The organism is Aeromonas sp. s11 (genome assembly GCF_040907945.1).
Taxonomy (GTDB): domain Bacteria; phylum Pseudomonadota; class Gammaproteobacteria; order Enterobacterales; family Aeromonadaceae; genus Aeromonas; species Aeromonas veronii.
The window spans coordinates 26,297-39,454 of sequence record NZ_JBFOCU010000058.1; the positions used below are offsets into that span (position 1 = coordinate 26,297).

At 60.9% G+C, this 13,158-nt stretch carries 14 protein-coding genes; 5 read left to right on the forward strand and 9 right to left on the reverse strand.

Going from position 1 to position 13,158, the window contains the following annotated elements:
• Nucleotides 1-66: 66 nt before the first annotated feature.
• On the reverse strand, nt 67-159 hold the full coding sequence (locus AB5Y84_RS16760) for a YnhF family membrane protein (protein WP_005339800.1): 93 nt from the start codon (nt 157-159) through the stop codon (nt 67-69).
• 124 nt (nt 160-283) lie between these two features.
• On the opposite strand from AB5Y84_RS16760, the gene AB5Y84_RS16765 reads away from it, so the two are divergent.
• A complete protein-coding gene (locus AB5Y84_RS16765; RefSeq protein WP_368177416.1) occupies nt 284-859 on the forward strand; it encodes a 2-amino-4-hydroxy-6-hydroxymethyldihydropteridine diphosphokinase in 576 nt (191 codons plus the stop codon).
• Here the strand turns inward: AB5Y84_RS16765 and AB5Y84_RS16770 are convergent.
• Nucleotides 785-1,489, reverse strand: coding sequence for an SDR family oxidoreductase (locus AB5Y84_RS16770; protein ID WP_203119763.1), 705 nt, complete (start codon nt 1,487-1,489; stop codon nt 785-787). The genes AB5Y84_RS16765 and AB5Y84_RS16770 overlap by 75 nt on opposite strands.
• A 162-nt stretch (nt 1,490-1,651) precedes the next feature.
• Here AB5Y84_RS16770 and AB5Y84_RS16775 point away from each other — a divergent pair, with 162 nt between their 5' ends.
• The gene (locus AB5Y84_RS16775; protein ID WP_150390130.1) at nt 1,652-2,056 is read left to right on the forward strand and encodes a CBS domain-containing protein; all 405 of its coding nucleotides are present in this window, start codon (nt 1,652-1,654) and stop codon (nt 2,054-2,056) included.
• Here AB5Y84_RS16775 and AB5Y84_RS16780 read toward each other — a convergent pair.
• Nucleotides 2,053-2,589, reverse strand: a complete 537-nt coding sequence (locus AB5Y84_RS16780; protein WP_042054827.1) for a DUF2301 domain-containing membrane protein — start codon at nt 2,587-2,589, stop codon at nt 2,053-2,055. The two genes, AB5Y84_RS16775 and AB5Y84_RS16780, sit on opposite strands and share 4 nt — an antisense overlap.
• An 87-nt stretch (nt 2,590-2,676) precedes the next feature.
• Between AB5Y84_RS16780 and AB5Y84_RS16785 the strand changes: the two genes are divergently transcribed.
• The gene (locus tag AB5Y84_RS16785) at nt 2,677-3,441 is read left to right on the forward strand and encodes an ABC transporter substrate-binding protein (protein ID WP_199415256.1); all 765 of its coding nucleotides are present in this window, start codon (nt 2,677-2,679) and stop codon (nt 3,439-3,441) included.
• A gap of 7 nt (nt 3,442-3,448) precedes the next feature.
• Here the strand turns inward: AB5Y84_RS16785 and asnC are convergent, their stop codons facing one another.
• Nucleotides 3,449-3,910, reverse strand: coding sequence for a transcriptional regulator AsnC (asnC, locus tag AB5Y84_RS16790; RefSeq protein ID WP_005339783.1), 462 nt, complete (start codon nt 3,908-3,910; stop codon nt 3,449-3,451).
• 154 nt (nt 3,911-4,064) lie between these two features.
• Here asnC and asnA point away from each other — a divergent pair, with 154 nt between their 5' ends.
• Nucleotides 4,065-5,057 carry an aspartate--ammonia ligase gene (gene asnA, locus AB5Y84_RS16795; RefSeq protein ID WP_201947361.1) on the forward strand — a complete coding sequence of 331 codons (993 nt, stop codon included), beginning with the start codon at nt 4,065-4,067 and terminating at the stop codon, nt 5,055-5,057.
• 222 nt (nt 5,058-5,279) lie between these two features.
• On the opposite strand, the gene AB5Y84_RS16800 is transcribed toward asnA, so the two are convergent.
• The 4 genes from AB5Y84_RS16800 to rluD all read right to left on the reverse strand — a co-directional run bounded on the left by AB5Y84_RS16800 (nt 5,280) and on the right by rluD (nt 10,771).
• Nucleotides 5,280-6,104, reverse strand: coding sequence for an MBL fold metallo-hydrolase (locus tag AB5Y84_RS16800; protein WP_368177417.1), 825 nt, complete (start codon nt 6,102-6,104; stop codon nt 5,280-5,282).
• A 60-nt stretch (nt 6,105-6,164) separates the two neighbouring features.
• Complete coding sequence (gene clpB / locus AB5Y84_RS16805; protein ID WP_368177418.1) at nt 6,165-8,738, reverse strand: ATP-dependent chaperone ClpB; 2,574 nt, start codon at nt 8,736-8,738, stop codon at nt 6,165-6,167.
• 202 nt (nt 8,739-8,940) lie between these two features.
• Nucleotides 8,941-9,678: a peptidoglycan editing factor PgeF gene (gene pgeF, locus AB5Y84_RS16810; RefSeq protein WP_100647063.1), complete on the reverse strand. Its 738-nt coding sequence runs from the start codon at nt 9,676-9,678 to the stop codon at nt 8,941-8,943.
• Nucleotides 9,679-9,790: 112 nt separating this feature from the next.
• The gene (gene rluD, locus AB5Y84_RS16815; protein WP_005339771.1) at nt 9,791-10,771 is read right to left on the reverse strand and encodes a 23S rRNA pseudouridine(1911/1915/1917) synthase RluD; all 981 of its coding nucleotides are present in this window, start codon (nt 10,769-10,771) and stop codon (nt 9,791-9,793) included.
• Nucleotides 10,772-10,888: 117 nt separating this feature from the next.
• Between rluD and AB5Y84_RS16820 the strand changes: the two genes are divergently transcribed.
• Nucleotides 10,889-11,644, forward strand: coding sequence for an outer membrane protein assembly factor BamD (locus tag AB5Y84_RS16820; protein WP_058056274.1), 756 nt, complete (start codon nt 10,889-10,891; stop codon nt 11,642-11,644).
• A gap of 149 nt (nt 11,645-11,793) precedes the next feature.
• Here the strand turns inward: AB5Y84_RS16820 and AB5Y84_RS16825 are convergent, their stop codons facing one another.
• On the reverse strand, nt 11,794-13,122 hold the full coding sequence (locus AB5Y84_RS16825; protein WP_368177419.1) for a CoA-disulfide reductase: 1,329 nt from the start codon (nt 13,120-13,122) through the stop codon (nt 11,794-11,796).
• Nucleotides 13,123-13,158 lie beyond the last annotated feature (36 nt).

The following is a 13,158-nucleotide window of genomic DNA, read 5'->3' on the forward strand; positions in this document are numbered from 1 at the left end:
AGCCGCACCGCCCCAAAAAACAAAACCGGCCAACAGGCCGGTTTGTATTATCTGGATTGTGGTGATTCACGCCAACGCGACAGAGGCCAGACAGATAATCATGATCATCGCCAGCGCGCCCGAGGCGGTCAACAGCGCCCATTTCAGCTCCACACTCATGCAAACCTCCTTTCTGCCAATCAGTGCCGGATCACAATAGATAAGACAATGTTAAGCCATAGTTAATCCGATAACCGTGAGCTGCGTATACATTTCAGATGAGCCCAACCCCGGGAAGGTGAGCATGTTCTATCTGTGTAGCATTGGTTCCAATATTGACCCGCACATCCATGTCAGCCGCGCGCTGGCCGAGCTGCTTGCGAACGTCGGCCCCCTGCGGCTGAGTTCGGTGATCCGCACCAAGCCGGTGGGAATGCACTCCAGCCACGACTTTCTCAACTGCCTGCTGGTGGTGGAGAGCCCGCTCGATGCCGCCAGCCTCAAGCAGCACTTTGTCGCCCTTGAAGTGGCTCACGGCCGGGATCGCAGCGATCCGCTCTGCAAGGTGCACGATCGGCCGCTCGACATCGATATTCTGACCAGCAACAGGAGCGGTGACTTTGCCTCGGCAGAGGTCGATTCCTATCTGGCGGAGCTGCTGGCCGAGCTCTACGGCCATGGCGAGGTGCATGACCCCAAGGTGGCGCTGCAAGTGACGCTCCCCGCCCCGTCGGGCAAGCTCAAACCCGGCAAGGGCTTGCTGACTCGGCAGGTCGGGCTGGGGCCGCTGGTGCTCGGCAACCTATCAGAGGGTGGCCAGCGCGCGCCCGCCATCTACCTTGATGCTGGCCCCCGTCATATAACTGTTCCCCATCAGTAACTGCACCGCCTGCCAGATGGGCTCAAGCCCCCCCTCCCGCGCCAGCGGCGTTTTCGCCAACACCTGCTGGCGCCAGCTCTCGTCATGTTCATCGAGAAACAGGATCGGCCCCGGCTCTATGGTGTTGACCCGCACCGCAGGCGCCAGCTCGCGGGCAAAGCTCATGGCCAGCGAATGGGCTCCCGCCTTGGTCGCCACATAGCTGGCAAAACGGGGGGCCGGGGCATGGATATAGATATCGGTGATGTGAATGATGCTGGCGTTGGGATTGCTGGCCAGCCGGGGGGCCAACGCCCGGTTTAGCTGGAAGGGGGCCGCCATGTGTACCCGGTAGAACTGCTCGAACTGGGCCAGTTGCGCCGCCGGATCAGTTGCCTGCGGCTCGAAGGCCGAAGCGTTGTGGATCACCAGCGCCAGATCCTGATGGGCAGCCAGCACATCGATCAGCTTGCCAACGTCCTCTTCCCGGCCAAAATCCGCCTGCACCAGTTCGACCCCCAGTGCCGCCAGCGTGGCCAGCTCCGGCCGCTCGCTGCGATAACTGCCCGTCACCTGCCAACCCGCCGCCACCAGCTGTTCACAGAGATAAAATCCGAGTCGACGGCCGCAGCCCGTAACCAATGCACGCATACGATCTCCTTTCCCTTTCATGGTCTTGCATGAACGAAGCCCGCCTGCCAGCGGATCACCGCCGATGGCCAGTGCCTATCAATCCCTGCGGCACAAGCCATTGGTCGCGGGCCACCCGCCCGCGCCATAGTGGCGGCATCCCCCTCTTGCGGAGTCACCACCATGCTGAAAGTACACCACCACATGGGTCGCCTGACCCACTCCCTCACTGCCGGACTCGGCCTGACAGAAGCTCTGGATCGCCTGCATCAATCGGGTCTTGGCGGCCTGCCGGTGCTGGATGAGCAGAAACGGCTGATCGGCTTTCTTTCCGAACAAGATTGCATCCCCAGCCTGCTCACCGGCAGCTACCACTGCGATACCCGCACCCGGGTGGAGGATCTGATGAACCGTTCGCCCCTCTCGGTCGGGCCGGATGAGAGCATTCTGGATCTGGCTCGCCAGATGGCCGACGCCAAGCCCAAGATCTACCCGGTGCTGCAACAGGGCAAGGTGATCGGCATCATCAGCCGCCGTCAGGTGATGCAAGCCCTCAACCAGCAGATGAAGGTGTGCCAGCAGACCTAGATCTGGTAACGCCCCTTGTCACCGATATCGAAGTGCAGGGGCATCCGCCACTTGGCCAGCGCCAGCAAGGTCAACAGGGCCCCGCAGACCAGCGCTACCCATGCGGCGGCCCACTCCACCCGCAACCACTCCAGCAGCCATAACGCCGGCAGCAATACGGGCACCAGCTTGATGCCGGGAATGGCGAAGCAAAACTGCTCCTTGAACGCCAGCCCGGAGAGGGTCGCCAACGCAGCCCCCAGCACCAGCGCATCCGGTGCCCCCACCGCTGCCAGGGCCAGTGCGCCCCACCCAAATCCCTGCAGAATCAGGCGAATCCGCTTGTCGTAGATATGCAGCGAGAAGCCGCAGATTGCGCTTGCCACTGCCAGCGACATCAACCATTGTGCCGACGGGAGCAGTGCCATCCCGCTCAGCAGCGCCGCACCGCGGCAAAGCAGCAACAGGGCTGCCGCACTCAAGCCAAGGCGGTAGAGCGAGACGGTCAACTTGTCGATCCCGTCCAGCGGGCTCTCGATTTCAGGATTTGCCATAAACAGTCGCTTCTAACGGATCAGGTGCCATCCAATATACTGGAATCAGGTCTTGGAATATCTTCAAACGGGCTCAGGAGACGTAGTTTGCGTGTGATCCCCCTGTTTTGGTTGCTGTTTCCACTCGGATTGCCCGCCAAAGAGCTGGTGATCTGCGGCACCATGGAGCCCCCGCTCAAGTATCTCGATGCCGATCAGAAACCCCGCGGACTCGATATCGACATCGTCACCGCCATCTTCGACAAGCTGGAGACGCCCTTTCGGATCGAGCTGGCCGACTCCGGCGCCCGCCTCACCCGCAATGCCGAAACCGGCGCCTGCGATCTGGTGATGACCCACTCCTACAAGGCAGAGCGGGAGAGCTATCTCATCTATCCCCAACAGGCCCATCTTCGCCACAGCTGGCACTTCTTCGTGCGCAAGGCGGACCTGATGAAGATCCGCTACGAAACGCTGGCCGATCTCAAGCCCTGGCGCATCGGTGTGACCAAGGATTTCTCCTACACCCCTGAACTGGCAGCGGCCATGACCGACCCTGCCTATCAGTTCCAGGAGATCACCATGAACCAGCTGCAACTGCGCAAACTGCTGGCCGGACGCATCGATACCGTGCCCATGCCGCTGGTCACCGCCTTCACCCAAATCAAGGAGGAGGGGCTGACAGGCAAGGTCGATTACCTGCCCAAACCGCTCAAGAGCAGCCCCTACTTCAACACCTGGGCCCGCGCACGGGCGGATGCACAGACCCCCGCCCTGATGGCGGCCTACGATGCCGAACTGCTGCGCATGAAACGCAACGGCAGCCTCAAGGCCCTCTACGACAAGTACGCCATCCCCTATATCGACCCCTGATCAGGGGTCAGGGTTTAACATCCCGCAGGATCGGGTTTTGCAGTGAAATCAGGGTTTCAGTGGACTGGATCTCGTCGATGGTCTGGATCTTGTTGATCAGCACTATCTGCAGCTCGTCGATGGAGCGGGTCATCACCTTCATGAAGATGCTGTAGTGGCCCGTGGTGTAGTAGGCCTCCACCACTTCGTCCAGCGCCTGCAGCTTGGCCAGTGCCGAGGGGTAATCCTTGGCACTCTTCAGATTGATCCCGATAAAGCAGCAGACGTCGTAACCCAGCTTCTTGGGGTTAACCTGCACCCGTGTCCCCTCGATGATCCCCGCCTGTTTCATCTTCTCCACCCGCACATGGATGGTGCCCGGGCTGACCGCCAGTTGTTTCGCAAGTTCGGCGTAAGGGATCCGCGCATTCTCCATCAGAGCGGTGAGGATGGCCTGATCGAGATTATCGATTCGGTAATTTTCCGGCATTTTTTTGCACTCCCGTTGACGATACCTCATCAAAGAACGGCTTATTTTGAAGAAAAAAATACACAAAGCCTATTTCTATTATCGAATATTGAATTTAGTTAGCATTCCGTTGAAGAATCACCACATCCAACGGGGTTTGAAACAGGAATTCAGCATGAAACAGCACTACATTCGCAGCCAACAGCAGATTAGCTTCGTCAAAGAGATGTTCTCCCGCCAACTCGCCCAACAACTGGGTCTGATGGAGGTGCAAGCACCCATTCTGAGCCGGGTCGGTGATGGCACTCAGGACAACCTCTCTGGCCATGAGAATGCAGTGCAGGTCAAAGTAAAAACTCTGCCGGATCACAGCTACGAAGTGGTTCATTCACTGGCCAAATGGAAGCGCCAGACCCTGGGTCGCTTCGGCTTCGGTCCGGGCGAAGGGATCTACACCCACATGAAGGCGCTGCGTCCGGATGAAGACAAGCTCACCCCCATCCACTCCGTCTACGTGGATCAGTGGGACTGGGAGAAGGTGATGCCGAGCGAGCGCCGCGATCTGGCCTATCTGCAGGAAACCGTGCGCGGCATCTGGGCCGCCATCAAGGCCACCGAGCGCGCAGTCTGCGCCGAACATGAGCTGACCCCCTTCCTGCCAGCCGAGATCCAGTTCCTGCACAGCGAAGAGCTGCTGGCCCGTTACCCGGACCTCGATGCCAAGGGGCGCGAGCGCGCCATCGCCAAAGAGCTGGGGGCCGTATTCCTGATCGGCATCGGCGGTGCCCTCTCCCATGGCGAACGCCACGATGTACGTGCCCCGGACTACGACGACTGGAGCAGCCACAACGAGCTGGGTCTGGCAGGCCTGAACGGTGACATTCTGGTGTGGAACCCGGTGCTGCAAGACAGCTTCGAGATCTCCTCCATGGGGATCCGGGTCGATGCCGAGGCGCTGCGCCGTCAGCTGGCTATCACCGGCGACGAGGATCGCCTGCAGTACGACTGGCACCAGGACCTGCTGGCCGCACGGATGCCGCAGACCATCGGCGGTGGCATCGGCCAATCTCGTCTGGCCATGCTGCTGCTGCAAAAAGAGCATATCGGTCAGGTGCAGGTTGGTGTGTGGCCCTCTGAAATGAAGGCCGCTATCCCGGGCATGCTGTAAACACGTTTATTTCACCGGTCTGGCCTGTGCGCAGTGGCACGCGGGTCAGCCCTGAAGGTGTGTGGCGGTGCGGACTGAACGAGCGCAGTCCGGACATGCTGTAAGTCGCGTGGTCATCCCTGATGGCCCACGGCGAAACCGGGGCTTGCCCCTGCGACCCGCTCAACCCACGCCAGGTCGCGTCACTACATTCCTCCCGGCAATCTTCGGATTGCCGTTTTTTTATGCAGAAAAACTGTGTTCGAACCCGGCTCCGATCTGGCACTGGCGTGGCAACTCCGCCTTTCTGCTGCCGGTACAGTGGCAGGCAAACAACTGATCTACCGCCTCTTCCTGAAGATAGGTGCCGAGCGCCGCCGCCCGCTCTGGGCCGGAGAACTTCAGGTGTAGGCCACCGATGACGGCATGGATCCGCTCATCGCCACACACCTCCTTGGCCCGCGCGATGATGTTTTCGACCCCGGCATGACCGCAGCCAATAAAGATGATGAGCCCCTGCTCACTCTTGTAGGCCAGCGCCGAGTCGTCGCTGATCAGGTCTTTCTCCACCCGTCCGCCCCGCACTATGTAGCCGAGCAGCGAAGGCGCAGCCCGGTTGCGCCGCACAATGCTGCCGAGGAACACCAGACGATCCGAGAGCCACACCGGCTCGGCCGAGCAGTGGGGAAGCAAGCCTCTGGCCGGCAGCGACTCCCGAGCCAGCGCCCACGACAGGCGATAGAGGTTGCGTCGCCAGAAGGGCAGCGACAGGAAGTAGCCCCGCTCGCAAAACACGTCCGGACAGGCGATGAGCGGGATGGGTTTTGGATAGACGGGCAGCGAGCCGACCCCGCCCACATGGTCGTAATGACCGTGAGAGAGCACCACATGGGTGAGCGAGGAGAGCTCGATCCCCATCACGGCGGCGTTGTGGCGCAGCGCCTGGCCACGGCCGCTGTCGAACAGCACCCTGAGGCCGTCACACTCCAGCAGCAGCGCCAACCCTCGCTCGGGCAGACAGTCCGGCAGATGAACGTCGTCATCCACCAAGACGGAAAACTTCAGCATTTCAGTCCCTCAGAAAACAAAACGCAGGCACCAAGCCTGCGTTTTTTATCGACGATCCCGTTACTGGGTCATGGTGAGGCCGTTGCTGTCGGCCCCCAGCACCAGTTTTTTGCCCGGCACGATGCGGCCGGAGAGCAGGGCCTGCGCCAGCGGGTTCTCCACCTTCTGCTGGATCGCCCGCTTGAGGGGTCGTGCCCCGTAAACGGGGTCGAACCCGGCGTGAACCAGCTTGTTGAGCAGCGCTTCGCTCACCTCCACCTCGTAACCCTGAGCCTCGAGACGGCCCATCAGGCTCTTGAGCTGGATGCGGGCGATGGACTTGATGTGCTCCTCGCCGAGCGGATGGAACACCACCGTCTCGTCGATCCGGTTGATAAACTCCGGCCGGAAACTGCGGGTCAGCACATCCATCAGCATGGCCTTCATCTCGTCGTAATCCTTCTCGGAGTGGTGCTCCTGAATCAAATCCGAACCGAGGTTGGAGGTCATGATCACCACCGAGTTGCGGAAATCGACGGTGCGACCCTGACCATCGGTCAGGCGGCCATCATCAAGCACCTGCAACAGGATGTTGAACACATCCGGATGCGCTTTCTCCACCTCGTCCAGCAGGATCACCGAGTAGGGACGACGGCGCACAGCCTCGGTCAGATAACCACCCTCTTCATAACCCACGTATCCGGGAGGCGCCCCCACCAGACGGGCCACGCTGTGTTTCTCCATGAACTCGGACATATCGATCCGCACCATGGCATCCTGGGTATCGAACAGGAACTCCGCCAGCGCCTTGCACAGCTCGGTCTTGCCCACCCCGGTGGGCCCCAGGAACAGGAAGGAGCCGATGGGGCGATTCGGATCGGAGAGACCGGCACGGGAGCGACGAATGGCGTTGGAGACCGCATCGACCGCCTCTTCCTGGCCAATCACCCGGCTGTGCAGCTGATCTTCCATCCGTAGCAGCTTGTCGCGCTCCCCTTCCAGCATGCGGGCGACCGGAATACCGGTCCAGCGGGCCAAGACGTCTGCAATCTCCACATCGGTGACGCGGTTGCGTAGCAGACTGGTCTCCTGCATCTCCGCCTGAGTGGCGAGATCCAGCTGTTTCTCCAGCTCCGGAATGCGGCCATATTGCAGCTCGGACATCCGGCCCAGGTCGCCTGCGCGGCGCGCCACGTCGAGATCCTGACGGGCCTGCTCGAGGGCCGCCTTGATATGCTGGGTGCCGGCAAGGGCGGCCTTCTCGGCCTTCCACACCTCGTCCAGCTCGTTGTATTCCCGATCCTTCTCGCCAATCTCCTGATTGATCAGCTCCAGACGCTTGCGGCTGGCGTCGTCGTCCTCTTTCATCAGCGCCTGCTGCTCCAGCTTGAGCTGGATGATGCGCCGCTCGAGGCGATCGAGCGCCTCGGGCTTGGAGTCGATCTGCAACCGGATGCTGGCTGCCGCCTCATCGATAAGGTCGATAGCCTTGTCCGGCAACTGGCGATCCGCAATGTAGCGGTGCGACAGCTGGGCCGCCGCCACGATGGCGGGGTCGGTGATCTGCACATGGTGGTGCAGCTCGTAACGCTCTTTCAGGCCACGCAGGATGGCGATGGTATCTTCGACTGTCGGCTCTTCCACCAGCACCTTCTGGAAGCGACGCTCGAGGGCAGCATCCTTCTCGATGTACTGACGGTACTCATCCAGGGTGGTGGCGCCGACGCAGTGCAGGTCGCCACGGGCCAGCGCAGGTTTCAGCATGTTGCCCGCGTCCATGGCCCCTTCGCCCTTGCCGGCGCCGACCATGGTATGCAGCTCGTCGATAAAGAGGATGACGTTGCCCTCCTCCTTGGCGAGATCGGTCAGTACAGCCTTGAGCCGCTCTTCAAACTCGCCGCGATACTTGGCACCGGCCACCAGCGCCCCCATGTCCAGCGACAGCACCCGCTTGTTCTTCAGCCCTTCCGGCACTTCACCGTTGATAATGCGCTGGGCCAGCCCCTCGACGATGGCGGTTTTACCGACACCGGGAGCACCGATCAGCACGGGGTTGTTCTTGGTACGGCGTTGCAGCACCTGAATGGTACGGCGGATCTCGTCATCACGGCCGATCACCGGGTCGAGCTTGCCGATTTCGGCCCGCTCGGTCAGATCGATGGTGTACTTCTCCAGCGCCTGACGGTTCTCCTCGGCGTTGGCATCTTCCACCTTCTTGCCGCCCCGCACCTTGTCGATGGCCGCTTCGAGTTTTTCCTTGGTCAGCCCCTGGGCGCGCAGCAGCTCACCCAGCGTTCCCTTGTCGTCGAGGGCAGCCAGCACGAACAGTTCTGAGGAGATGAACTGATCCTTGCGCTGCTGGGCCAGTTTGTCGCAGACGTTGAGCAGGCGGCCGAGGCCGTTAGAGAGCTGCACGTCCCCTTCCACACCGCTGACGCGCGGCAGGCGATCCAGCTCCTCACCGAGGCGGGAGCGCAGGGCGTTGATATCCATCCCGGTCAGGGTGAGCAGCGGACGGATAGAGCCGCCATCCTGATTGACCAGTGCGGTCATCAGGTGAACGGGTTCGATGAATTGGTGGTCACGACCCAGCGCAAGAGACTGGGCATCGGAAATAGCAATCTGGAATTTGCTGGTAAGGCGATCGAGGCGCATTGCACTCCCCCTTCAAACAGGCAGACGCCGCTTGCGCGGCAAACAACATAACTTTCTGAGATGAAAGATGAGGTCCGTACGGGCTATTTCAAGGGCATGGGCTGGTTATTTTTTCTGCAAAGCGGGGAGAGGGCAGGATCCCCGCCTATCTCATACGGATCTGTTCTTGAGAGAGACGGGCTATTACTTGGCGGGTGATTGCTTAGCGGGCCAACCAGATGAGGGAGGCCATCCGGCCGGTCTGGCCGTCGCGACGATAGGAGTAAAACTGCTCGCTATCGCTGAAGGTGCAGTATTCGCCGCCATAGACGGCGGTAACGCCGGCACGGGCGAGGCGCAACCGCGCCAGCTGGTAGATATCCGCCAACCATTTGCCGTCGTTGGCGGAAGGCACGAAAGCCGCGACCGCTTCAGCCTGCTCCGCCATAAAGGCTTCGCGCACCTCGCCACCCACTTCAAATGCAGTGGGGCCGATGGCCGGGCCCATCCAGGCCAGGATCTCACCCGGCTCACAGCCCATGGCCGCGATACTCGCCTCCAGCACGCCCTCTTTCAGTCCACGCCAGCCAGCATGGGCAGCTGCGACCACAGTACCCGCCCGATCGCAGAACAGCACCGGCAGACAGTCAGCAGTCATTACGATGCAGGCCTGATCCGCCTCATGGGCGCAGGCGGCATCGGCATCCGGTGCTTGCTGATAATGGCTGCTGACCGGATGAACCACGGTGCCATGCACCTGATTAAGCCAGTTGAGGGGCCCCGGGATGGCGGCCGCCTGCTGCAAGCGAGCACGATTGGCCTCGACTCGCACCGGTTCATCCCCCACATGGGCGCCCAAATTGAGACCGGCAAAGACCCCTTCACTGACGCCGCCATCCCGGGTGGTCGACAACGCCCTGACACACGCCGGGGCTGGCCAGTCGGGTTCGATCCATTTCATCTGTGACTCCTTCAATTCACCGATATAAAAACGGGGCTCCTGCAAGGGAACCCCGTTTGGCATCTGTTCGGGCCGGATGACGCCAGAAACCGACGCAGCAGGCCCTATCGCATCAGTTCCAGACTAAATCATCCGGATTGGCGAGAGTATCCGCGCGCAGCACTTCCATCAGCTCCACCATGTCTTGCGGTGTAGCTGAATGCCACTGCATCACTTCACCCGTGATGGGGTGAGCCAGTTGCAGCATGGTGGCATGCAGCGCCTGACGGTTGAAGTTGCGCAGTGCCTGAGTCAGCTCGGGGGTCGCGTTGCGCAGCGGGCGCAGACGGCCACCGTAAGCGGGATCGCCCACCAGCGGGTGCTTGATGTGGGCCATGTGGACACGGATCTGGTGGGTACGGCCGGTCTCCAGACGCAGACGCAGACGGGTGTGGCCACGGAACTTCTCGTGAACCCGGTAGTGAGTCACGGAGGGGCGGCCATTGGGCACCACGGCCATGTGGGTACGCTGGGTCGGGTGACGGCCGATGGGCGCATCAACAGTGCCACCTGCGGTCATATGACCGATGGCGATCGCTTCGTACTCACGGGTGATCTGGCGCGCCTGCAGCGCTTCCACCAGATGGGTCTGGGCGGGTACGGTTTTGGCAACCACCATCAAACCTGTGGTGTCTTTATCCAGACGGTGCACGATACCGGCACGAGGTACCTCGGCAATGCCGGGGTAGCGGTGCAGCAGGGCGTTGAGGATGGTGCCATCCGGCGTGCCTGCGCCCGGGTGAACCACCAGACCGGCCGGTTTGTCGATCACCAGAATGTGTTCATCTTCATAAACAATGTTGAGCTCGATATCCTGGGCATCCCAGCGAGTATCATCTTCCAGCTCGACATTCACATGCACCTGCTGCCCGGCCAGAATCTTCTCGCGCGGGGTGTTGGCAACCTGACCGTCCAGGGTCACTCTGTCCTGTAAAATCCACTCCTTGATGCGGGTGCGGGAGTAGTCTGGAAACAATTCGGCCAGGGCCTGGTCGAGTCGCTGCCCGAATTGGTGATCCTGGAATTCGCCTGTCAGTTCAATATGCTGGCTCATGTATGGTCTCTTGAGCGGGGGGTATCAATTCGAAATAATCCGGGTATTCTAGCTTTTCTTTTAGCCAAGCATAACGGATACTTTGCCAATTTCGTGGAAATGGACCGGATGTTGTTGATGGGAAAGAAGTCTCACCTGCTGATGTCGCTCGCCTTGGTCGCTACCTTGATCACAGGCTGTTCCAGCACCAAACCCAAGGTACCCGACGAACCGCCGGAGACCCTGTACCAGAAAGCACGCCTCAAACTGGATGTTGGCAATTACGTGCAAGCCACTGAATTGCTGGAGGCTTTGGACTCTCGCTACCCGTTCGGTGCCTACTCCAACCAGGTGCAGCTTGACCTCATCTATGCCTACTACAAGCAGGATGATACCGCTCAGGCGATCGCCAATATCGACCGTTTTATCCGCCTCAATCCGGCGCATAAAAACATCGATTACGTCTTCTATATGCGCGGCCTGACCAACATGGCGGCGGATTACAACTTCTTCCAGAGCCTGTTCGGCATCGGTCGTGACGACAAAGACCCGGCTTATGCCCGTCAGGCATTCCAGGACTTCAAGACCCTGTTGCAGAACTACCCTAACAGCGTCTATGCCGCCGATGCCCGCGCTCGCATGATTGGCCTGAAGAATCGTCTGGCCCGATATGACCTGAGCGTGGCCGAGTATTACGTGAAGCGTGATGCACTGGTCGCGGCCGCCAACCGGGCCAAGCTGATTGTCGAAACCTACCCCGACACAGCCGAAACCGAGAAGGCACTGGAGATCATGGTCGAGTCTTACGACTCTCTGAAGATGCCGCAGCTGGCCAAGCATGCCCGCGAAGTGCTGGCCAAGAACTACCCGGAGAACCGCCTCGGCCGTGGCTGAGTGATACGGATAAACCGGTAACAAAAAACCGATGCCTTGGCATCGGTTTTTTTATCGCTGCAATTTACCCTCAGCTATTACCCGCAGGGGCTCTGCAGAGCTGGGGCAACGTAACGGCGCCTTCCCAACGCCGTCCGTCATCGCAACGCTTACTTCGCGACGTTACCCGCCACGTTCAGGGCATCCCAGGTGCGGGAGAAGGGCGGCGCATAGGCAAAGTCCAGCATGCCGAGCTGTTCGGTGGTCATCCCCATGGTGATGGCCACCGCCAGCGCGTCGATGCGGTGGACCGCCCCCTTGCGACCGAGGATCTGACCCCCCAGCAGCCGCTTGCTGCCCGCCTCATAGACCAGCTTGACGTGGATGTCGGACTGACCCGGGCAGTAGTTGGTGTGGCACTTGTCCTTGATCACCACGGTGCGATAGTCGATGCCCATCGCCCTGGCTTCCTGCTCGGAAAGACCGGTACGGCCCGCCTCCAGCCCCAGCACCTTGAGCGCCGCAGAACCGAGGGTACCCGGGAACTCCTGCTCGGCACCGGCCAGGTTCTCACCCACCATGCGGCCCAGCTTGTTGGCGATGGTGGCGAGCGGCACATAGACCTGCTGCTGCTTCACGCTATGCCAGACGCTGGCACAATCACCGGCCGACCAGACGTTGGCCAGCGAGCTGCGCCCCTGACGATCCACCTTGATGGCGCCGTTGCCGAGTCGCTCGATACCGGTATCGGCCAGAAACTCGGTGTTGGGCTTGACCCCGGTGCAGACCACCACGATATCGGCCTCGTACTCGCCCTGGCTGGTTCGCACGCCGGTCACCCGGCCATCCCCCAGCAGCGCTTCAACCCGCTCGCCAAGATGGAGGGAGACTCCCTGCTCGCGCAGTTCTGTTTCGATATGCTGGGTGATCTCGCCATCAAACGCATCGGGGATGACCCGATCCGCCAGCTCGATAAGACGCACCTCTTTGCCTTGATGGACCAGCGCCTCTACCACCTCCAGCCCGATAAAGCCGGAGCCAATCACCACAGCGCGGCGATTGTTCTTGTCTTGAACCGCAGCTTTGAGCGCAAGCCCGTCGGCCATCCGGCGCAGACCGAATACCCCTTGCTGCAGCAAACCGGGGATGGGGGGCATCACTTCGCGGGCACCGGTGGCGATCATCAGCCGATCGTAGCGGTCGGTGAAGGTGTCGCCGTTGTGCTCTACCACCAGAGTCTGGGCCGCCGCATCGACGCTCAATACCCGATGGCCAATCTTGACCTCGATCCCCTTGGCGGCGAACTGCTCGGGGGTGAACTCGGCCATGTAGCCAGGCTCCTGAAACTCGTCACCGACGAAGTAAGGCAGGCCGCAGGCACCGAAAGAGATCACTTCGGAGGCCTCATACACCACGATCTCGGCCTCTCTGGCCAGACGGCGCGCCTTGGCGGCCGCGCTCATACCGGCGGCTTCGCCACCGATGATCAGAATTCTCATTGTTTTTTCCTCTCAATGGCGCAGGGAGGGCATGCC